The organism is Desulfobacterales bacterium (genome assembly GCA_034520365.1).
Classification (GTDB): Bacteria; Desulfobacterota; Desulfobacteria; order Desulfobacterales; family Desulfosalsimonadaceae; genus M55B175.
In genome coordinates this window covers 738,024-758,716 of sequence record JAXHNP010000003.1, presented here as the reverse complement: position 1 = coordinate 758,716, position 20,693 = coordinate 738,024, and the positions used below count along the sequence as shown (strand labels likewise).

17 protein-coding genes are annotated in these 20,693 nt (G+C 52.1%); 9 read left to right on the top strand and 8 right to left on the bottom strand.

The genetic code is table 11. The features are described 5' to 3' along the window. Nucleotides 1-72: 72 nt before the first annotated feature. Entirely contained in the window at nucleotides 73-519 is a 447-nt protein-coding gene (locus U5L07_06775) for a MarR family transcriptional regulator (GenBank protein ID MDZ7831437.1), read from the bottom strand. Between the two features lie 336 nt (nucleotides 520-855). Between U5L07_06775 and U5L07_06770 the strand changes: the two genes are divergently transcribed. The 8 genes from U5L07_06770 to U5L07_06735 all read left to right on the top strand — a co-directional run bounded on the left by U5L07_06770 (nucleotide 856) and on the right by U5L07_06735 (nucleotide 13,178). Then, nucleotides 856-2,049: an ATP-binding protein gene (locus U5L07_06770; protein ID MDZ7831436.1), complete on the top strand. Its 1,194-nt coding sequence runs from the start codon at nucleotides 856-858 to the stop codon at nucleotides 2,047-2,049. Beyond that, nucleotides 2,021-2,386, top strand: a complete 366-nt coding sequence (locus tag U5L07_06765) for a response regulator (protein MDZ7831435.1) — start codon at nucleotides 2,021-2,023, stop codon at nucleotides 2,384-2,386. Before U5L07_06770 ends, U5L07_06765 begins: the two co-directional genes overlap by 29 nt. A gap of 44 nt (nucleotides 2,387-2,430) precedes the next feature. Further along, complete coding sequence (locus U5L07_06760; GenBank protein ID MDZ7831434.1) at nucleotides 2,431-4,107, top strand: response regulator; 1,677 nt, start codon at nucleotides 2,431-2,433, stop codon at nucleotides 4,105-4,107. 4 nt (nucleotides 4,108-4,111) lie between these two features. After that, nucleotides 4,112-4,273 carry a hypothetical protein gene (locus U5L07_06755; protein MDZ7831433.1) on the top strand — a complete coding sequence of 54 codons (162 nt, stop codon included), beginning with the start codon at nucleotides 4,112-4,114 and terminating at the stop codon, nucleotides 4,271-4,273. After that, nucleotides 4,270-6,726, top strand: a complete 2,457-nt coding sequence (locus U5L07_06750) for a PAS domain S-box protein (protein MDZ7831432.1) — start codon at nucleotides 4,270-4,272, stop codon at nucleotides 6,724-6,726. The genes U5L07_06755 and U5L07_06750 overlap by 4 nt, the downstream gene beginning before the upstream one ends. Next, on the top strand, nucleotides 6,719-7,855 hold the full coding sequence (locus tag U5L07_06745; protein ID MDZ7831431.1) for a response regulator: 1,137 nt from the start codon (nucleotides 6,719-6,721) through the stop codon (nucleotides 7,853-7,855). The genes U5L07_06750 and U5L07_06745 overlap by 8 nt, the downstream gene beginning before the upstream one ends. Nucleotides 7,856-8,301: 446 nt before the next feature. Next, nucleotides 8,302-11,433, top strand: a complete 3,132-nt coding sequence (locus U5L07_06740) for a chemotaxis protein CheB (protein MDZ7831430.1) — start codon at nucleotides 8,302-8,304, stop codon at nucleotides 11,431-11,433. Then, on the top strand, nucleotides 11,430-13,178 hold the full coding sequence (locus tag U5L07_06735; protein ID MDZ7831429.1) for an ATP-binding protein: 1,749 nt from the start codon (nucleotides 11,430-11,432) through the stop codon (nucleotides 13,176-13,178). Before U5L07_06740 ends, U5L07_06735 begins: the two co-directional genes overlap by 4 nt. A 159-nt stretch (nucleotides 13,179-13,337) precedes the next feature. Here U5L07_06735 and U5L07_06730 read toward each other — a convergent pair whose 3' ends face one another. The 5 genes from U5L07_06730 to U5L07_06710 form a co-directional block, all read right to left on the bottom strand. Further along, nucleotides 13,338-13,997, bottom strand: coding sequence for a response regulator (locus U5L07_06730; protein MDZ7831428.1), 660 nt, complete (start codon nucleotides 13,995-13,997; stop codon nucleotides 13,338-13,340). A gap of 41 nt (nucleotides 13,998-14,038) precedes the next feature. Next, complete coding sequence (locus tag U5L07_06725; GenBank protein MDZ7831427.1) at nucleotides 14,039-15,163, bottom strand: HAMP domain-containing sensor histidine kinase; 1,125 nt, start codon at nucleotides 15,161-15,163, stop codon at nucleotides 14,039-14,041. Nucleotides 15,164-15,177: 14 nt separating this feature from the next. Next, nucleotides 15,178-15,813: a cobalamin-dependent protein gene (locus U5L07_06720; GenBank protein ID MDZ7831426.1), complete on the bottom strand. Its 636-nt coding sequence runs from the start codon at nucleotides 15,811-15,813 to the stop codon at nucleotides 15,178-15,180. After that, nucleotides 15,810-17,075: a biliverdin-producing heme oxygenase gene (locus U5L07_06715; GenBank protein ID MDZ7831425.1), complete on the bottom strand. Its 1,266-nt coding sequence runs from the start codon at nucleotides 17,073-17,075 to the stop codon at nucleotides 15,810-15,812. The genes U5L07_06720 and U5L07_06715 overlap by 4 nt, the downstream gene beginning before the upstream one ends. 158 nt (nucleotides 17,076-17,233) lie before the next feature. After that, entirely contained in the window at nucleotides 17,234-19,435 is a 2,202-nt protein-coding gene (locus tag U5L07_06710) for a transporter substrate-binding domain-containing protein (GenBank protein MDZ7831424.1), read from the bottom strand. 221 nt (nucleotides 19,436-19,656) lie between these two features. On the opposite strand from U5L07_06710, the gene U5L07_06705 reads away from it, so the two are divergent. Further along, nucleotides 19,657-19,857 (top strand): hypothetical protein, encoded by a 201-nt coding sequence (locus tag U5L07_06705; protein ID MDZ7831423.1) that lies wholly within the window; start codon nucleotides 19,657-19,659, stop codon nucleotides 19,855-19,857. Nucleotides 19,858-19,862: 5 nt separating this feature from the next. Here U5L07_06705 and U5L07_06700 read toward each other — a convergent pair whose 3' ends face one another. Together U5L07_06700 and U5L07_06695 are read right to left on the bottom strand one after the other, a co-directional pair. Then, nucleotides 19,863-20,057, bottom strand: a complete 195-nt coding sequence (locus tag U5L07_06700; protein MDZ7831422.1) for a hypothetical protein — start codon at nucleotides 20,055-20,057, stop codon at nucleotides 19,863-19,865. 174 nt (nucleotides 20,058-20,231) lie between these two features. Next, nucleotides 20,232-20,495: an AbrB/MazE/SpoVT family DNA-binding domain-containing protein gene (locus U5L07_06695; GenBank protein ID MDZ7831421.1), complete on the bottom strand. Its 264-nt coding sequence runs from the start codon at nucleotides 20,493-20,495 to the stop codon at nucleotides 20,232-20,234. Between the last annotated feature and the right edge of the window lie 198 nt (nucleotides 20,496-20,693).

The window sequence follows — 20,693 nt, the reverse complement described above, 5'->3', positions numbered from 1 at the left end:
AATCCCGGGTTTTTGAGTTAAATGCGTTTCCGCAGCATCATAGTCCATCTTCACCTCGGCATAGCCTGTGTTTCATAGCTGATCAGATACATCCAGCAGGTGGTTGAGCTTTTCAGCGGTTTGAACGAAGGATTCAATCTCTTCGGTGTTGAATTCGTGTTTGGCCAGGTTGTTTATCAAAACCGTATAGGAGTGCTCATCCACCGCATGGACCTTTTCCTCGCCTTTTTCAGTTAAAGAGACCCAGATCTGGCGCTTGTCTTTCCGCCCCTTTTCCCGATTGACCAGTTCCATTTTTTCCAGGCGGTCCACCAGGCGCGTGCCCGATGATACGGGAATGTGCATTTCATCGGCGATCTGCTGAATCCGGGCGGGGCCGTGGCGGCGGAGAAACTGCAGGAGGTAGACGGCGTCAAAATTGAGGGAAAACCGGGCCACCTTTATCTGTTCGAACCGGTAGATCGCCCGAAGGGCGTCAAATAACACTTCATCCAGTTCTTGTCTGGGGATGGGGAGCATGATCTGATTCCTGAAAAATTAGCGGATGGCAGGAGTAAACCATAATTATTTGCAACTTGCAAATAATTTTTTATGGATTTCAAAAGATTTTGGAATAAGACTGAAGGGAAATTAAAAACACTTTTTCATTAGAGCTCGCTTATCTTCGGCATCTTAAAAAAGGATTAAGCTTTCCGGTCTGCTCAACCGGGTCCGGCATTCGGAACTTTATTCTTTGTTATTTTTAAAAAAAATGCTTATGGTTTTGTCATGCTCTCAACTCTCGGACTGAGGATCTAAAGGATAGCCCCACGTAAAAACGGTTGGGGGCAAACAGGAGAAAATTTAAAGGAAAAAATGGCAGAGTCTAAAACATCCAATGATGGCCTCCTTCAATACGCCGAGAGTATCATCAACACCGTGCGTGAGCCTTTAATCGTTCTGGATCATGATTTACGGGTGATTTCCGTCAGCCGCTCTTTCTATGGCGTCTTTAAGGTAAACCCCAAAGAGACCGTGGGGCAGCTTATTTATGACCTGGGCAATAAACAATGGGACATCCCCAAGCTGCGAGAACTGCTGGAAAACATTCTTCCCCAAAAGACCACCTTTGACAACTACGAGGTTGAGCACGATTTTGCCACCATCGGCAGGCGCACAATGCTTTTGAATGCCCGGCAGATTCACAGGGTGTTTGGCAAAGAACGGATAATCCTGCTGGCCATTGAAGACATCACTGAGCGTAGGGAGATAGAAAAAGGTCTGGCAAAAGCGTATGAAGACTTAGAGGTGCTAGCCGCCGAGTTAGAACGCACCGCTCGGGTGAAGTCTGATTTTCTTGCCAACATGTCGCATGAACTCAGGACCCCGCTAAACTCCATTATCGGCTTTTCTGAAGTATTATACGATGAAACGTTCGGGCCCCTTAATGAGAAGCAGAAGCAATATGTCAACAATGTTTCAGCCAGCGGAAAGCACCTGCTCTTACTGATCAATCAGATACTGGATATGGCAAAAGTGGAAGCCGGAAAGATGCAGCTGGCAGTATCTTTCTTGCCGATGAAAAACCTTTTAGATGAGATCTCCCTGCTGGTCTTGGATATGGTCAGCAAAAAAAAGTTGAAAATGTCGCTGGAAATAGCCGAAGACCTCCCCTCTATTGAAGCCGATGAGCTCAAGGTTAAACAAATACTTTACAACCTGATTTCAAACGCAGTTAAATTTACCCCCGAAGGCGGCAAAATTGGCTTGCGGGCAAAAAAAGCGGATTCCGGGGTAGAAATAGTGGTCTGGGATACGGGGGTTGGTGTCGCACCTGAAAATATGGAGAAAATATTTGGAGGTTTTTTTCGTGTCAACACCCCCTATTCTCAGGTAACCGAGGGTACCGGACTTGGATTACCGCTCTCCAGAAAGCTGGTTGAGCTTCACGGCGGGAAGCTTTCTTTAGAATCAGAGGGACTCAATAGAGGCGTCGCAGTCCGGTTTGTTTTGCCTATGAAATCCAGGAGGATGGGTTCAGATGAGGAAGAAAGTATTGGTTGTCGATGATGATAAAAACAATCTGATGCTGGAAAAAGACCTTTTGGAGGTGGCTGGCTTTGAGGTATTTGAAGCTGAGAACGCTTCCGATGGAATTGCCATGGCCAAAAGAGAAAAACCGGATATCATCATTATGGATGTGCGGATGCCGAAAATGCGCGGTTCCGAAGCCGCCCGGATATTGCGCCAAGACAAAGAGACACTTGATATTCCCATTGTTTTTGTGACTGCTTCTGTCATGGAAGAAGGCAGAGAAGAGTTAAAAAACATAACGAACAGTGGCTTCATCGGCAAACCGATCAATACACGCACTTTTGCAAAAGACGTCAGTCAGTTTATCAGGTGAGTGGTGTGTTTTTATATATGTTGTGACGTCAAGGGAGATAGGGAATGAAAGACAAGCCGGTAATCTTGATTGTTGATGATCAGCCCCAGGATGTTGAACTTCTTGAAGCACATCTGGTTCCGCAGGGCTATGAAATTGTCAAAGCGGCCAGCGGGGAAGAAGCGCTGGAGAAGCTATCCGGTAATCAAATCGAGCTGATTCTGATGGACGTATTGATGCCACCGGGCATGGACGGCTTTGAGGTGACCCGCAGGATCAGACGAGATACTGCACATCGACTGATTCCGATCATCCTGATTACCGCGTTGCAGGAAACGGAAGACCGGGTGAAGGGGATTGAAGCCGGTTGTGATGATTTTCTTTCAAAGCCGCTTGATAAGATGGAACTCTTTGCCCGTGTCCGGTCCCTGCTGCAGGTCAAAGCCTATAATGACTTGATGCGTGATTATCAGATAAAGCTGGAAGCCATGGTAAGCAGCAGGACAGAAGAATTGAGGCATTCCTTGGAGGCCCTGCAGCAGGAGATTGCCGAGCGCAAGCGGATGGAGGAGGAGCGCCAGAACCTCCAGGCCCAGTTTACCCAGGCCCAGAAAATGGAATCCATAGGCCGGCTGGCCGGCGGCGTGGCCCATGATTTCAACAACAAGCTTACCATCATCAACGGTTACGCCGAACTGGCCATCGACATGATGGACCCATCAGATCCCCTCCGCAAAACCATTCAGGAAATCCACACCGCAGGAAATCAATCCGCCTTAATCGTCCGGCAGTTGCTTGCTTTTGCCCGGCAACAGACCATCAGTCCGGTGCTGCTTGATCTAAACAACACCATTTCCAGCATGCTGAAAATGTTGCAGCGACTGATTGGCGAGAACATTGATCTTGCATGGCACCCCGGAAGCAACCTGTGGCCGGTTAAAATCGACCCGGGCCAGGTGGACCAGGTTATGGCGAATCTCGCTGTAAATTCCCGGGATGCCATATCCGATGTCGGCAAATTGACCATAGAGACGAAAAATACAACAGTTGATGAAGAGTACTGCAAGAGCAACCCGGAGGCCATTCCGGGGCGATACGTAATGCTGGCAGTCAGCGATGATGGATGCGGAATAGAAACAGAGGTCATGGGCCAACTGTTTGAGCCGTTTTTTACAACCAAGGAAATCGGAAAAGGAACCGGCTTAGGTTTGCCCACGGTTTACGGCATTGTCAAGCAGAACGAAGGTTTCATCAACGTATACAGCGAGCCCGGAGAGGGAACGACCTTTAAAATATATCTTCCTTCCCAGGAGGAGGCGGAAAAATCCGGTGTGCACTCCGCGAAAAAATCCACTATGCAAGCACCAATGGGGACGGAGACCATCCTGATTGTCGAAGATGAAAAGGCGATACTGCAACTGTCCAGGCGGATGATCGAAGGGCTGGGATACACCGTTCTGATCGCTGGAAACCCGTCAGAGGCATTGCAACTTTCAAAAGATTATCATGGCTCAATCGACCTGCTCATAACCGACGTGGTCATGCCCGAAATGAACGGTTGGGATTTATCATCCCAATTGGCCAAAAACCATCCTGGCCTTAAAACCCTTTTCATGTCGGGTTATACGGCCAATGTGATCGCTCATCACGGGATGCTTGATGAAGGGTTGCAATTCATTCAGAAACCATTCTCGTTGAAAGATCTGGCGGTGAAAGTGCGGGAGGTTCTTGAGCAGGAATAGGCATATGACCTGGCATGGTTACGAGTCCACCATGCTTGCCAGCAAATACAGAATTTCCGGACCTGCTGATTTTTTGCACTTTGAATCCGCCAATGTGCTCCGGGAGCGGACGGATTCCGGAACAAACAGGACTTCGACATCTGAAAATAAGGAAGGCAACCTATGACAAACGATGATAATAGCTCCAAAGCCGCTGATGATTTGCGGCAAAAGGCTGAAGCGCTTGTCATGGAACAGGCCTCCCGGTCGCCGGAAGACAGCGCGGCCCTCTCGCCTGAGGAAATGCGACAAACGCTCCACGAATTGCGGGTGCACCAGATCGAACTGGAGATGCAGAACGAGGAGCTTCGCACGGCCCAGGAGGAAATCGAAGAATTGCGGGCGCGCTATTTCGACCTCTACGACCTGGCTCCGGTGGGTTATTGTACTTTAAGCGAAAAAGGACTGATCCAGGAAGCCAACCTCACCGCTACCACCCTGCTGGGTGTAAACCGCGCCGCTCTGGTCAAGCAGCCGATTAGCCGCTTCATCCTCAAAGAGGACCAGGACATCTACTACCGGCACCACAAGAAACTTTTTGAGACGGGCGAACCGCAGGAATACGAACTGCGTCTGCTCAAACCAGACGGCAGATTCTTCTGGGGCCATCTGACGGAAACCGCCGCTCAAGCGAAAGACGGCGCGCCCGTCTGCCACGTGGTGTTGATCGACATCACCGAGCGCAAGCGGGCGGCAGAAGAGGCCAGCCGCATGGTGACGGTGGTACGCGACTCGAACGATGCAATCACGATTCAGGACTCCGAGGGACGGATCACCGCCTGGAACCGCGGCGCTGAACGTATGTATGGCTATACCGAGGCAGAGGCCCTGCAGATGAGCATTGAGCGCCTCACGGCTTCCGGCAAGGTTCAAGAGCAAAAGGATTTTGTCCGTCGGTTGTTGGCGGGCGAATCGATCACCTCGCTTGAGACCCGGCGGGTGACCAAAGACGGCCGCGTTCTCGATGTCTGGATGACCGTCACAAAACTGGTGGACGATGCCGGGGAATCCATTGGCATTGCCTCCACCGAGCGCGATATCTCCGAGCGCAAGCGGGGCGAGGAAACCTTGCGCAAACTCAACGAGGAGCTGGAACAACGGGTCGAGGAACGTACGCGGGAACTGGTGCTCACCCAGAAGGCGGCGGAGGAGGCCAATCGGGCCAAAAGCATCTTCCTGGCCAACATGAGCCATGAGATACGCACACCCCTCAACGCGGTGCTCGGATTTGCCCAGATTCTGGAGCGCGATGCATCCCTCACCCCACGCCAGATCGGAATGCTCCACACCATTGCGCGCAGCGGACAACATCTGTTGAATCTGATCAACGACATTCTGGATATGTCCAAGATCGAGGCTGGCAGGCTCGAATTGAGCCCGAGGGACTTCAGTCTCTACGATCTGCTGGATGATCTGGAGATGATGTTCCGTTCCGCCACTGTCGCCAAGCAGTTGTCGCTCTCGGTCGAACGGCATAGCAGTGTCCCGCATTACGTAAACACCGATGAAAGCAAGCTGCGGCAGGTGTTGATCAATCTGCTGGGCAATGCCGTCAAGTTCACCAAGACCGGCGGTGTGGCTGTGCGGGTCCGGGGCGAAACGGCTACGGGCAGCTCCGTTGGTGATGCGAATGGGGTTCGTCTGGTGGTGGAGGTGGAGGACAGCGGTCCCGGGATTGCCGAGGAGGATTTGGACCGCATTTTCGAGCCCTTCCGGCAATCGGAAGTGGGGCGGGAGGCCGGCGGTACGGGCCTGGGCCTGGCCTTGAGCCAGCATCTTGTGAAACTGATGGACGGCAGCCTCACGGTGAAGAGCCGGGTGGGCAAGGGCTCCTGCTTCCGCTTCGACGTGCTTGTGACGCCGGTCGAGGGGGCGCCGCAAGAGAAGGAGCAAAAGGCGTGGCAGGTGGTCGGACTGGAGCCGGGCGCAGGCCCCTTGCGCATCCTCATTGTGGACGACCAGAAAGATAACCGCGACCTGCTTGCCGCCCTGCTGGCGCCTCTGGATTTCGAGATCAGGGAGGCGGTCAACGGGCAGGAGGCGATAGACGTCTTTGAGGCCTGGTCGCCCCATGCGGTACTCATGGACATAGTTATGCCGGTGATGGACGGCTACGAGGCCACACGGCGGATCAAGGCCACCGAACAAGGCCGCACCACCCCGGTCATCGCGGTGACGGCCAGCGTCTTTGGTGATGCCGAAAAAGAGGTTCTGGCCAGGGGCGTGGACGGTTATGTGCGCAAGCCCTTCAGGACGGAGGAGATTTTCGCCGTGCTGGGGGAATGCCTCGGGCTGCGCTATGTCTATGCCGAAACTGCCGGGCAAGCCCCGGAACAGGCCGGCGTTCAGCCCCTCACCCGCGAGGATCTGGCGGCACTGCCGGAGTCGTTGCGGCAGGCCATGCGCCAAGCCGTTAATGAGGGGGATATGGCCGGACTGCACGCGCTGATCGCCCAGATCGACGAGAAAGACGCTGAAGCGGCACGCAAGCTGAGGAACCTGGCCGACCGGTACGACTATGAAACGCTATCACAGATATTGATAAATCAAAATGAAGCAGAAGGGAAACCCGATGAATAACGAGAATTCAACCACTACCATCATGGTGGTTGATGACACCCCGGCCAACCTCAAGCTACTGGATGAGATGCTTCAGAGTCGGGGCTACCGCGTAGTGCAGTTCCCGCGCGGTGCCATGGCACTGAAGGCCGCGGCCCAAAATCCGCCGGATTTGATTCTGCTGGACATCCTGATGCCCGAGATGGACGGGTTTGAGGTCTGCCGGCGGCTCAAGTCCGATGAGAGCCTGAAGGACATCCCGGTGCTTTTCATCAGTGCGTTGGACGGTCCCAACGATAAAATCAAGGCCTTTTCCGCGGGCGGCCTGGATTACGTGACCAAGCCCTTCCAGGAAGAAGAGGTGCTGGCGCGGGTTAAGACCCACCTTGATCTTCGCCGGCAGCAGTTGCAGGTCGAAGTGCAGAAGAGGCAGATTCAGGAGGACTACGACCGCCTGCGCGAACTCGAAGAACTGCGCGACAATCTGGTCCACATGATCGTGCATGATATGCGTTCACCACTGATGGGGGTTCTCGGATACGCTGAACTTCTGGTGGAGGAACTGAAGAATCTGGGGCATGACGAACTGGCGACATATGCCGGGGAAATTTTGGCAACGGGCGGTAGCCTGCGGGACATGGTCACGACGTTGCTCGACATCAGTCGCATGGAATCCAATGAGATGCCTCTGGAAAAGGAGGCGTGCGACCTTCGCGAAATCGTTGCCAGCGCCATAATCTCGCTGGGCGCGCTCGTCAACGATTCGACAGTCCTGTTCGAGCGGCCAGCTGACGCAGTGGTTGCCGTCTGTGATCCCGAGGTCGTCCGGCGGGTCGTTGGCAATCTGATCGCCAACGCCGTCAAGTTCACCGGAAGCGGCGGCGAAGTGCGTATCGACCTGAATCGCATATCGGAGGGCGTCGGGGTCACGTTCTGCGACAACGGCCCGGGCATCCCCCCGGAGTATTACGAACGCATCTTTGACAAGTTCGGTCAGATGACGACAAGCAAGGAAGGGCACAAGTATTCCACTGGGCTTGGATTGACGTTCTGCAAACTCGCAGTCGAGGCCCAAGGCGGGCGGATCGGCGTGGACAGCGAGGTCGGTAAAGGCAGCATCTTCTGGTTTATCCTGCCCGCCGCAGGCTGACCTCCGACGGCACTCGGTGTCGTGGCTGTGCTCCTGCGGTGCTGGCTGCCAAACCGTATTGGCCACGAAAAACCAAAAAGCATCCGTAACCATTCAGATATCAAGGTGTTGTTCATATCCGGCTACACCGCAAATGTGATCGTCCATCACGGGGTTCTTGATGAAGGAGTTCAATTCATTTAGAAGCCATTCTCGTTCAATGATCTTGCGGTTAAAGTGAGGGAGGCGATTGAGCAGGAGTAGGCATATGACCTATCATGGGGTACGAGTGTAGACTTCTTGCCTGCAAATGCAGTATCCCCGGGCATCTTGAAATATGTACATTGAAACCACCAATGTGCTCCGGGCTGAAATTCACAATACTGCCGGGGCATAGCCGTAGTCTGCATTCCCAATTATCTTTGGTGTCAGAAAAGACCCTGCCCATTCAAATGGAAGAGATTGCCATGACAGAGAGAAAAAAAGACAGGAACAAGCCGGCCGTAACGCACCAGGGGAAAACAAAAACCTTCACGCCGCCGGAGCACTCCGGCAGCGCCGTTGACGAGCAGTCAAAGACGGACCGGACAGCGACGGACCAGACAGCCGGCAGCTTCCCCATCGTGGGCATCGGCGCTTCGGCCGGGGGGCTGGCGGCGTTTGAGGCCTTCTTTTCCGGCATGCCCGCGGACGTTGATCCCGGCATGGCCTTTGTGCTGGTCCAGCACCTGGCACCGGACCATAAGAGCATCCTGACCGATCTGATCCGGCGATACACGCGTATGCAGGTCTTTGAGGTCGAGGACGGTATGGAGGTTCAGCCTAATTGTGCTTATATCATCCCACCGGGCCGCGACATGTCGTTAATGAACGGTGCGCTGCAACTGCTGGAGCCGGCTGAACCGCGTGGCCGGCGTCTGCCCATTGATTTCTTTTTCCGGTCCCTGGCCGATGACCAGCATGAGCGGGCCATCGGCGTTGTGCTTTCGGGCACCGGCAGCGACGGCAGTCTGGGGGTGCGGGCCATCAAAGGCGAGGGCGGCATGGTAATGGTCCAGAACCCTGAGTCCGCCGAACACGACGGTATGCCGCGCAGCGCCATCAGCACGGGGCTCGTGGATTACGAACTGCCCCCGGCCGAAATGCCAGCCCAACTCGTCGTCTATGTAACCCATGCCTTCGGCAAGCCCCCCCGGCCAGTGACCCCGACGCCCAAGGCCGAGAATGCCCTGAAAAAGATATTGGTTCTGCTGCGCACCCAGACCGGCCACGATTTTTCTCAGTATAAGCCCTCGACAATCCAACGCCGCATCGAACGGCGCATGGCCGTGCATCAAATCGAAAGCATGGACGGTTATGTCAAGTTCATCCAGCAGGCACCCCAGGAGGTGGATGCGCTGTTTCGCGATATGCTGATCGGCGTGACCAGTTTTTTCCGCGACCCCGAAGCCTTCAGCGCCCTGGAAGAGCAGATCATCCCCAAGCTCTTTGCCGCCAGTCACGCGGATGCCGAAATTCGGATCTGGGTGCCCGGGTGCTCTACCGGCGACGAGGCCTATTCCCTTGCCATCCTGCTGGCCGAGCGCCAGGAGGCCCTGAAGCAGAATTTCAAGGTGCAGATCTTTGCCACGGACATTGACAGTCATGCCATTGCCACAGCCCGTGCCGGCATTTATCCGGCCTCCATCGCCACTGATCTAACGCCGGAACGGCTGGCGCGGTTCTTTTCGCCCGAACCCGGAGACAGCTCATTTCGCATCCAAAAGAGCATCCGCGACATGCTGGTCTTCTCCGAGCAGGACGTGATCAAGGACCCGCCTTTCTCCAGGCTGGACCTGATCAGTTGCCGCAACCTGCTCATCTACATGGGCGGGGAACTGCAGAAAAAGCTCATTCCCCTCTTTCACTATGCTTTGAACCCGGGCGGGTTTCTTTTTCTTGGCACCTCTGAAACCGTGGGCGAATTTCAGAACCTTTTTTCCACGCTGGACCGCAAGCGGAAACTGTATCGGCGCAAGGACGATCTCGCAAGCGCCCAGCGCCCGGGACCGGATCAATTTTTGCCGCCCATGACGGCCCCGGATACAAAATCCCCGCGTACCGCCGAAAAGACCGCCCATACCGGGAAACTATCGCTGCGGGAGCTGACCGAACAAACCCTGCTGCAGGAGATCGTCCAGGCAGGGGCTCTGGTCAACGCCCAGGGCGATATTCTCTACCTCCACGGCCGCACCGGCCTGTACCTGGAACCTGCCCCCGGGGAGAGCGGGATCTACAATATTTTGAAGATGGCCCGGGAAGGGCTGCATCGCGACCTGGCTATCACACTGCGCAAAGCCGCGGGGACCGGGGCAACCGTTCGCTGCCCGGGACTGCGGGTCAAGACCAACGGCGACGTTACCACCGTCAACCTGACTGTCCGACCCGTGGCCGCCGCTCCTGCCGCCTCGCCCGATCCCTCCTTGTATCTGGTTATTCTGGCGCAGAATCAGGAGCCCCTGGTCAGTGATAAATTATCATTGCCTGATGGACAGGAGAACAAACCGTCATCAGAAACAGACAGTGAAAATGCCGACACCCGTATCGCCGAACTCAAGCAGGAGCTGCGGGCCAAGGAGGAGTATCTCCAGTCCACCACCGAAGAACTGGAGACCTCCAATGAAGAGTTAAAATCCTCCAACGAAGAGATGCAGTCCATAAACGAAGAACTGCAGTCCACCAACGAGGAGCTTGAAACCTCCAAAGAGGAGCTGCAATCGGTGAACGAGGAACTGTCTACGGTCAACTCCGAGCTGGAGGCCAAGGTGGCTGCCCTGTCACTGGCCAACAACGACATGAACAATCTGCTGGCCGGCACCGGCATAGCCACCGTCTTTGTGGATCACCAACTTCGCATCCTGCGTTTTACCCCCTCCGCCACCAAGATTATCAACCTGATCCAGAGCGACATCGGCAGGCCGGTATCCCACATCGTCTCCAACCTGCCCGGCTACAGCAACCTGAAGGAAGACACGCAGGAAGTGCTCGACACCCTGGTTCCCAAGGAGGCCGAGGTTCAGACCGCCGAGGGGTTTTGGTACCGCATGCACATTCAGCCTTACCGCACCCTGAATAACGTCATCGAGGGCGCGGTACTCACCTTTGTGGATATCACGGAGTCGCGAAAGCTTCGCGAGGTGTTGCGGGCAAACAAGGAGCGGCTGCGGGTCGCCCTCAGCGTTGCTTCCATTTGTGTTTTCACTCAGGACGTACGCCTTAGCTACACTTGGATTCAAAACCCGAATTTGGGATTTGCAGCGGAAGAGATTATCGGCAAGACCGACGCCGACCTTCTGGGGGAACAGGATGCCGCCGCACTGACGGCTATCAAGCAAAAGGTGCTGGAAAGCGGAAAAGGCACGCGGCAAAACGTCCGGCTTACCATTGCAGGCAAGACTGTTGACTATGACCTGACCGTCGAACCACTGCACGATGCCGCCGGCGCCGTGGTCGGGATCACCTGCGCCCAGCTGGATGTTTCCGGGCAACAGGGCGGGGAGCGGACGGATTCCGGAACAAACGGGACTTTGCCATCTTCAAATGAAGGGGATAACCCATGACAAACAAGGAGAACCGCCCCAAAGGCGCTGCGGATCTACGACAGGAGGCCGAAGCACTTGCCCGGAAACGGACCGACCGGACACTACAAGACATCGCGGCCCTCTCGCCTGAAGAAATCCGTGAAACGCTTCACGAACTGCGGGTGCACCAGATCGAGCTGGAGATGCAGAATGAAGAGCTTCGCAAGGCACAGGCGGAGATCGAAGAATCGCGGGCGCGCTATTTCGACCTCTATGACCTGGCCCCGGTGGGTTATTATACTTTAAGCGAAAAAGGACTGATCCAGGAAGCCAACCTAACCGCCGCCGTCTTGTTGGACACGGCTCGCGCCGCTCTGGTTAAGCAGCCGATTAGCCGCTTCATCCTCAAAGAGGACCAGGATATCTACTACCTGCACCACAAGAAACTTTTTGAGACGGGCGAGTCGCAGGAATGCGAACTGCGTCTGCTCAAACCGGACGGCAGATTCTTCTGGGGCCATCTGACGGGAACCGCCGCTCAAGCGAAAGACGGCGCGCCCGTCTGCCACGTGGTGTTGATCGACATCACCGAGCGCAAGCGGGCGGAGCAAGATCGTGAAAAACTCCAGGCCCAGCTCAACCAGGCCCAGAAAATGGAATCCGTCGGACGCCTGGCAGGCGGCGTGGCCCACGATTTTAACAACAAACTTACCGTTATAAACGGATATGCCGAAATGGCCATCGGCATGATGGACCCGTCAGATCCCCTCCGCGAAACGATCCGGGAAATATACACCGCTGGAAAAAAATCCGCCGACATCGTCCGGCAGCTAATGGCTTTTGCCCGGCAGCAGACCATCAATCCGGTGCAGCTCGATTTAAATGACACCATTTCCGGCATGCTGAAAATGCTGCAACGCTTGATCGGCGAAAATATTGAGCTTGTGTGGCACCCGGGCAACAACCTCTGGCCGGTAAAATTAGACCCCTCCCAGGCGGACCAGACCATGACCAATCTTGCCGTCAATGCGCGGGATGCAATTGCCGATGTGGGCAAAATTAAAATAGAAACAAACAATGTCGAGGTTGATGAAAATTATTGTACACTTTATCCTTATTTTGTTCCCGGACAATACGTCATGCTTTCCGTAAGCGATGATGGTTCGGGCATGGACAAGGAGACGCTGGCCAATCTGTTTGAACCGTTTTTTACCACCAAAGAGATCGGGAAAGGAACCGGACTCGGCCTGGCTATGATATACGGCATTGTCAAACAGCACAACGGCTTTATCAATGTAGACAGCGAATCCGGACAGGGAACGACTGTTAAAATATACCTGCCCCGCCATGCAGCGGAAGAACCCGCTTTGGAGCCCGCAAAAGAATCCACACCCACACGGCAATTACCCCCGGGAACGGAAACCATCCTGATCGTCGAAGATGAAATACCGGTGCTCCAAATGTCCAGACAGATCCTCGAAAGGCTGGGTTACACCGTTTGGACTGCTGGAAATCCATCCGCGGCATTGCAGCTATCCGAAACATATAATGGAACAATCCATTTGCTCATCACCGACGTGATTATGCCGGAGATGAATGGGCGGGATCTGGCCTCGCAAATGGCCATGAGCCGGCCCGGACTCAAAATTTTATACATGTCGGGCTATACGGCTGATGTGATTGCCCATAAAGGGGTGATCGATGAAGGCGTTCAATTCATCCAGAAACCGTTTTCGATGCAGGAATTAGCGATCAAAGTGCGCAAAGCGATAGGGCCGAGATAGGCATATTGACCCGGTATAGGGCAAGAGTGCACAATGCTTGCCAAAAAATACAGCATTGTCAGGCGTCCTGAAAGCTTCACCATTGTTTTGTCATGTTATACTTATGAAAGATAACCGGGTTGCGGCGAAATATATAACCTTTTAATAAGGAGGTCACGGTCAATCATAAAGATCAAATTCCGGATAATGCTTTTTGGCACATTCCGGGCAGATGCTGTGGCTGAAGTGTGCATCCGAATGCGCACTGATATAGGATTCGATCTGGCTCCAGTAGCCTTTGTCATCTCTGACCTGTTTGCAGTGAGAGCAGATGGGCAGCAGGCCGCTTAAGGTTTTGATTTCAGCCAGGGCTTTTTTTAACTCAACGATGAGGAGGTCCCGGACCCGCTCCGCGCGCAAAATCCGCACCATGGAGTTGACCCGGGAGAGCAGTTCCCGGTTGGACAAAGGCCGGGCAATATAACCGTCCGCCCCGGAATCCAGGCCATCGGCCTGTTGATCGGATTTTACCCGGGCACCGGAAGTCAGCAGCACGTAAATCCCTTTCAGTTTCGGGTCATCCTTGATCCGGCGGCACAGATCCGGCCCTTCCGCATCCGGCATGACCACATCCAGTAAAATCAGGTCCGGGATGATGGTTTTGACTGCTTCCATGGCTTTTTTGCCGGAATCCGCCGTGTAGGTCTGATACCCCGCTTTTTTGATCACCCGGGCGGTGGCAAAAAGTATCTCCGGATCATCATCTGCCACCAGGATTTTGATGTCTTGGTTGGTGGGTTCCGGGTTGATTTGGTCGGGGTCAATGATATTGATATCCATTTTTGTTTTTCCGCCACGTTTTTTTCGTCGTTTGTTGAAATTTATGCCACAACATCGGCCTTTGGCAGGGTAAAGTGAAATGCCGCGCCCCGGCCCGGCGGACTCTCCACCCAGATTTGCCCCTTGTGCGCTTCAATGATTTTACGGGAGATGAGCATGCCAAGCCCCGTGCTTTTTTCGCCCCCGGATTTTTTGATGCTGGTTTTTTCAAAGGGCTTGAAAATTTTTTCCATTTCATCTGCCGGAATGCCTTTTCCTTCATCCTGAACCGAAAAGGAGATCCATTGCGGATCAGTTGAAAGGGTAATGGTGACCCGTGTTGCCGGGGGCGTGTGCTCAATGGCGTTGGAGACCAGGTTGGTAATAACCTGTTCGATCTTTGACGCGTCCATAAGAATCAGGGGAATATTTTCATGGCAGCGGACTTCCAGGTCGATCCCTTTTTTCATTGCCTGAAGATGATTCAGTTCAAGGCTTTGCTGCAGAACCTGAAACAGGCTTGCCCGGGCAGGATCCAGGTCAAACTTTCCGGCTTCAATGGCGCTGACATCTAAAAAATCATCCACCAGCCGTTTCATGAACGTGGAAGATGCGTTGATGGTCCGGAGGAACTGCATCTGTTCAGGGTCCAGGGTTTCTGCTTCATCAATCAGAAATTCGGAATAGGACATGACCAGCCCGATGGGTTTTCGCAAGTCATGGGCCGCCATGCCCAAAAACTGGTTTTTTTCCCGGTTCAGCCTTTCCAGCTGCGCGTTTTTTTGATGAAGCTGGCGGGTCAGGTTGTTTAATTCCTGGTTTAAGCTCAGCACTTCTTTACGCATGCTTTCAATTTGATCCGTATCCAGGCGGCCGAACACCAGCACATGGTTTTCTGCCGGCACGAAAGAAAAATAAAAACTCTGGGGCATGCCGGAAGCGGTATTGATGCTTAGCAAATGCTCTTTTCCGCCATCGTCAGTCAACGATTTCAGTCTAAATTTACCGCTGAAATCCAACACCAGATCGTCAAACCTGGCAGTGCGTAAAGAGGTTGGGGCAATGGTTTTGGCAAATTGATTGGCATCCAGAATGCGCCCTTCGCTCGACAGAAGAAAAAACAGGATTGGCGCTGTTTTTTCCATGTAGTCACTGATTTTGTGGTGGTTTTTTGCATCTGCCGTCATGTCAGGCCTCCATATCAGAAGTTTGCGATCATTTTTTCCAGGTCATCCATGGAGGTAATCAAATCCGTATTTTTGAACTTTTTGATGATGTTCGCGCCGCCCCAACGGAAGGCTTGTCCGCCCACCAGCAGATTTATGTCGGGAAAATTACTTTTCAGAATTTCGATAGAGCGCTTGAGGGGCCCTATGTTGGACATGATGCTCAAAGAAAGCCCGACCACATCCGGCTGAACATCCTCAATGTATTGGGCCATATCTTCAGGAGGGGTGTTGGCTCCCAGAAAATGACCGTCCCAGCCGTTGAGCTCGAACAAATCCGCCACCATTTTCCCGCCGATCTGGTGAAATTCATTGGCACTGCAGGAGATCACTGCTTTTTTCCCGATCCGGTCCGTGGCAAAAACAGCAGGATAGACAAGGTTTAACAAACTTTCGGTGACAGATGTAGCCAGATGCTCGTTGGCAACGGTGATGCGGTTGTTTTCCCAAAGATCACCGATTTCATACATACTGCGCTGAAACAGGTCGGAATAAAGGATTTTGACAGCAATCCCGCCGTCTAAAAGCCTTTGGGTAATATCGCGACATTCAGCCCGACGGCCGGCGAGCAGCGCGTTAAAATAATCCTGATATAATTTTTCATCTATCACGATACAGTCCTTTTTTTTGCTTTTTCAATGACCTGATTGACGGCAACGACCCATTCTTCTGAAAACCGGCCCGGATCTGTCAGCCAATCACAAATAGCATCAACTGCGCCTGCAATGCCGCTGTGTTCATCCGCCACTGCCGAGACAATTAAGGAGCCGGTATTTTTATATTGTTCTGCAAGCTTGATTTCCGCCATGTCGTCAAATTCACGGGAAAGAATCGCAAACTCCTTGTCAGAAATAGATTGCCTCCTTTTTTCCGCAAGCATGTCAGCGGCCTCGAGCAGTCTATCATAGGTTGGTTTGTTTTCGGGAGCTTCTTTTATGAGCTCCTCGTGCAGTAATTGAATGGTTCTTTCAAGCATAATAGACGGCATGCCCCGGGTGGCCAGCAGCCGGACAAGCCAGTTCATTTGTTGTTCTATGCTTTCAAGATTAAGATGGGTCAGGGTGACCAGCCAGGAGGTATCGCTGTCGGAAAAGCGTTTGCCACGTTCTCCATACCGCGCTTGATAATAAGGAAACATGGCCCATGCCCGGTTGCTGGCTGTCAACGCGGCGGTAATTTCCCGTTCATCCTCCGGAATGGGATGATTTCCGGCTTCCGGGTTGATTCGGGTCACATGAAAGGATTTTTTCTGTTTTTCCATGGGAAACAAGGCGCTGTATAGCTTTTCAAGACCGGAAAAAGCCTCGTGGGCAGCAGCGATGATCGGATCATGAAGATCAGCATCTTGCAGCGCGGCCGCCATTGTTTCTCTGAACTGCCGCCACTTCTCCGACACTTGTTCTCCATAACTGGCATAATAACGGGATCCGGGCAAGCCTTCCAGATGAAATGTTGCGGTAATATCCGGCTGGTGCATGCGGTTGCCGAGGGTCGACCCTTCAAACACATAAAGGTAACCAAGTAATGTCAGTGGGTTTTCAATGGACCGGATCCGGATCTTTTCCGTCATGGCCAGAGCGGCTTCAATGGCCGGCATGTAATCCGGTTCAATCCTTGGCTTGAAAAATTCAAGGTCTTCCGCCAGAAGAGGGAGTTTTCTCAGGCTTTCATTCCAGACAGCCGCCACTTGTTCGCAGTCAGCTTCCGCCAGTGCACGTTCCAGCACGCCGTGAATGACGGCAAGACCCTTGAGCTGGTTTACATAGCATTCCAAAGGAAGCTTATGTTCCGCCAGTGCCTTGAAGTATGGGTAGGATTCCAGCCTTTTGTGATCTGGCGTGGTTTCCGTTTTGAGCTTTTTCATGATATCCATACCCTTACCTCCGGTTTCTTTTTTTTGGTTTGGCGCTTAATCTGCTGAATACGGAGCACAGAGATAGCGGATTTCCCTCAGAGCATCAAAACTCAATATGCCTTTTCTGGTCATGGGCCAGGTGTTTCTCAATTTTATCGAAAACGTCTCAAAAGTCGTTACTCGGCATCTCCATACAGGTTCATATCCGGATAATACTTTTTCGCACATTCAGGGCAGATGCCATGGCTGAATTGCGTATCAGAATGTTTATGAATATATGATTCGATTTTACTCCAATCCCCCTTGTCATCACGGATATTTTTGCAATGGGAGCAAATGGGCAATAACTTGCTTAATGTTTTGACCTCGCCGAGGGCTTTTTCAAGATCCGAAATCAGCTTATCCCGTTGTTCCTCGGCCTGCTTGCGGGCGGTGATGTCGCGGGTGATGCCGATAAACCCGGAGATCAAACCGTCTTCATCCCGAATAAAAGAAGTCGTTATTTCAACCCAGAGTGTACCGCCGTCTTTTCGAATATGCTCAAGCTCAAGGGATAGCGTGACATCCGTTGCGCCCCTGACTTCTCCGTCTCTGGCCATGGCTTTTGTTATCACCTGAGCTACCTTCGCGTATGATTCAGGCGTCAACGTATTTTTTAAAGGCACCTGCACCGCTTCCTCGGGCGTGTATCCCAGCAATTTCTCAACAGAGGGGCTGACATAGGTGAACCGTTGTTTCAGGTTCATCGTCCAGATAATATCGGATACATTGTCGGCAAGAAGCCGGTATTGCCTCTCACTTTCCCGCAACGCCGCAGTCCGAAACGTCACCTGTTTTCGCAAGGACCACGACCACAAGAAAAACCCGAAAACGACCAATAGCAGAGGGACGGCGACCATGGCGACATACCGGAAAACAGTGAGAAAATTGGGAGTTGAATCCGCATAGACCCCCAGCCATTTCTCGGAGATGCGCCGGTATTCGCCGTTTTCATCGATCACTTTAAGCCCTTCTCCAAGCTGCGCCAGAAGGGCCTTATTCTGATTTTGTGGAACCGCGTAACTGTATTCAGGGGAAAGAAACGGATGCCGGCCGGCGATTAAGTTGTCCCAGCCATTTTTTTTGATCCAGTACAGGGCGGACACCCTGGCCACAAGGGCACAATCGTGCTTTCCTTCCGACAATTCACGCAGGGCATCCTCCTGGGAATCGACGACTGTAACCTGATCGCCAAGCCCGTTTTCGATCGCAAAATCGTGCATAATGTCGCCCTTCTGCACCACGATGCGTTTCCCGGCCAATTCGGAAACAGTGGCCGGTGAAAGGCCTTCGCCTTTGCGCACAACGCTGACGCAATCATTTACCGTATGCGGTGGTGTAAAGTCGAATGTCAAATCGCGTTCAGGTGAGTAGAACAGGCCTTGCAATGCATCAATTTCGCCCCGCGCCAATGCATCCCGAATTTCCGACCAGGGGCCAAGGCGAATCTTGATGTCGAGGTCCACCGCCCGGGCAATGGCTCGTGTGAGATCCACATTGTACCCGGCAGGGCGTCCATCCTCATCAAGATATTCATAAGGTGGATAGTTCTGATCTCCCCCGATGATGATACGTCGATGCGTCGGCAGTTCCAGAGCGGCGAACCATTTTGCGTGGAGATGACTATAAGTCCCGTCAGCCATGACCAGGGCGAGACCTTCGTTTAACAGCGCCAGCGTCTCCCGGTCGCCTTCCCGGACCGCAAAGCAGAAATCCTGGCGGAATCCTTCGATGGGCTGGTTCACGACGACTAAATTCGTAAGGTCTTTTTCCTGTATGAGCCGAAGCGCGACAAGCCGCTGAATAACGACGGCGTCAAAGCGGCCCTCGGAAAGATCATGCAACGCCTCATCAAATGTGAGTGTCGTATGAATTTCAAACCCGCGGTCTTCCCGTCGCAGAAACTCCTCGGCATTATCGCCTTGCATGACAGCAACCTGCCGCCCTCTAAGATCGCCTAAATCCCGGATATCGGTTGTACCCGCCCGAACCACGATGGCACCATGAATGGACATATAGGGAAACGTAAAGTCATAAACAGATTCCCGTTCCGGCGTTCGACCCACTAAGGGGAGGGCGTCAATCTCGCCCTTTTCAAGCCAGTTCCGGACCTGTGTCCAGGGTCCGGTGCGGAAAGAGACATCACGTCCCATGGCACCGAGCGCAGCACGGAGCAGTTCGACTGAAAAGCCGGTTGCGCGGCCATCTCTATCGACAGTGCAAAAAGGCGGATAATCGATTTCGGAGCCTGCGCGAACGGACGGTTTTGACAATGGGTTAATTTCGTCCGCACTGGTGTTAGTCCCTACAGTCCCAAGGACAACTATCGTGATCAGCATGAAAAACACCCTTACGATCACACGGCAGGGCTTTGACCGATATTTATAGAAGGTATTCATAATTTGTTGTTCTATCTTAGATTTTAAGGATAATTCATGGATCCTTTACAAGACAGACTTCAAGTTATTCAGATATATTAAATTGCAGGAATTATGAGATAAAAGAAAGTATTTGACGTGAACAGAAGCCCCCTTGTCCTCAGGAGATGTTTACAATCTGCATGTTCTTAAATATCATGAAAGATAAGAATATGAAAGGTATTCTTTGCGAAGCAGGGGTTGCTGAGAAATCCAGTTTACGTTTTTATTGTAACGATACAAATAAAAAGAAAGAGGCAGCTATCCGGTTAAAAGGGGAAGCACTATATGTTGAGGTGGCCTTCATAGGGTCAGAGCCCCGGATTAACGTCTTTTCTGTTTGAATATCTCAAATTCTCTCGGCTTTGGCATCATCATTAGGACCAGTGTGGTTCGTGACGATTTCAGGAACTTCAAATTCAATTTTGCCATTTTGCCAAACAGGTATTTTATAATTATTTTTTCTTGCGTCCTCAGCTACTTTTGCTGCCGCACGTTGAATCGCTTTTAGTCCCAGAATTGAGTATTTGCTATATTTCTTCATTAATTATTTCCTGATTCTTCTATAATGACCGGTATTTTCCCGGATGTATCAAAGATAGTCCAGGAATCAGCCAATCCTTTATAAATATGTTGAAAATTTTCCCAGCTCCGATTTTGGCAGGTGGTCCATGGAAAAAAATCCCTGATATAAATACATTTGTATCGAGGACAATTTTCACTTTTTGCCTCGAACTTTTAATATGGCATCCTTGATGTCCGATTTTTTTATTCCGGCTTTCCTGGCTTTTTTTCTGGCTGTAGCAATTAAATCATCAAATTCATCAATTGCCGGTGGGGTTATATTTTTCAAAATAACAACATCCTTTTCGCCAAGCACAACGAATTGAGCACCTTCTTTCAAATTAAGCTGCTTCCGGATGTTTTCAGGTATAACTACCTGACCTTTGGACGACATTTTTGTTGTTGATACGTTAGCCATAATGAAATCTCCATTAAAATTTTTATCTTACAGGTAAGATTTTAAGAAACTTTTTTACAAAATGCAAGGCAGATAATATTCATTGAGAAACATAGAAGTTTCAGTATCGCGGTAATTTTCTGGAACGAGTGAATATCGATACTATCTTGCCTCAAAATTTCCAGCCACGAGTAAGCATAATAAAAAGAAGTACTGTGT

What these genes read in the sequence shown, in the direction of transcription:
- U5L07_06740 (MDZ7831430.1), top strand. Translation starts at nt 8,302, where the DNA reads ATGACAGAGAGAAAAAAAGACAGGAACAAGCCGGCCGTAACGCACCAG.
- U5L07_06705 (MDZ7831423.1), top strand. Translation starts at nt 19,657, where the DNA reads ATGTTCTTAAATATCATGAAAGATAAGAATATGAAAGGTATTCTTTGC.
- U5L07_06700 (MDZ7831422.1), bottom strand. Translation starts at nt 20,057, where the DNA reads ATGAAGAAATATAGCAAATACTCAATTCTGGGACTAAAAGCGATTCAA.
- U5L07_06715 (MDZ7831425.1), bottom strand. Translation starts at nt 17,075, where the DNA reads ATGGATATCATGAAAAAGCTCAAAACGGAAACCACGCCAGATCACAAA.
- U5L07_06745 (MDZ7831431.1), top strand. Translation starts at nt 6,719, where the DNA reads ATGAATAACGAGAATTCAACCACTACCATCATGGTGGTTGATGACACC.
- U5L07_06750 (MDZ7831432.1), top strand. Translation starts at nt 4,270, where the DNA reads ATGACAAACGATGATAATAGCTCCAAAGCCGCTGATGATTTGCGGCAA.
- U5L07_06755 (MDZ7831433.1), top strand. Translation starts at nt 4,112, where the DNA reads ATGACCTGGCATGGTTACGAGTCCACCATGCTTGCCAGCAAATACAGA.
- U5L07_06760 (MDZ7831434.1), top strand. Translation starts at nt 2,431, where the DNA reads ATGAAAGACAAGCCGGTAATCTTGATTGTTGATGATCAGCCCCAGGAT.
- U5L07_06735 (MDZ7831429.1), top strand. Translation starts at nt 11,430, where the DNA reads ATGACAAACAAGGAGAACCGCCCCAAAGGCGCTGCGGATCTACGACAG.
- U5L07_06765 (MDZ7831435.1), top strand. Translation starts at nt 2,021, where the DNA reads ATGAGGAAGAAAGTATTGGTTGTCGATGATGATAAAAACAATCTGATG.
- U5L07_06730 (MDZ7831428.1), bottom strand. Translation starts at nt 13,997, where the DNA reads ATGGATATCAATATCATTGACCCCGACCAAATCAACCCGGAACCCACC.
- U5L07_06770 (MDZ7831436.1), top strand. Translation starts at nt 856, where the DNA reads ATGGCAGAGTCTAAAACATCCAATGATGGCCTCCTTCAATACGCCGAG.
- U5L07_06710 (MDZ7831424.1), bottom strand. Translation starts at nt 19,435, where the DNA reads ATGCTGATCACGATAGTTGTCCTTGGGACTGTAGGGACTAACACCAGT.
- U5L07_06775 (MDZ7831437.1), bottom strand. Translation starts at nt 519, where the DNA reads ATGCTCCCCATCCCCAGACAAGAACTGGATGAAGTGTTATTTGACGCC.
- U5L07_06725 (MDZ7831427.1), bottom strand. Translation starts at nt 15,163, where the DNA reads ATGACGGCAGATGCAAAAAACCACCACAAAATCAGTGACTACATGGAA.
- U5L07_06695 (MDZ7831421.1), bottom strand. Translation starts at nt 20,495, where the DNA reads ATGGCTAACGTATCAACAACAAAAATGTCGTCCAAAGGTCAGGTAGTT.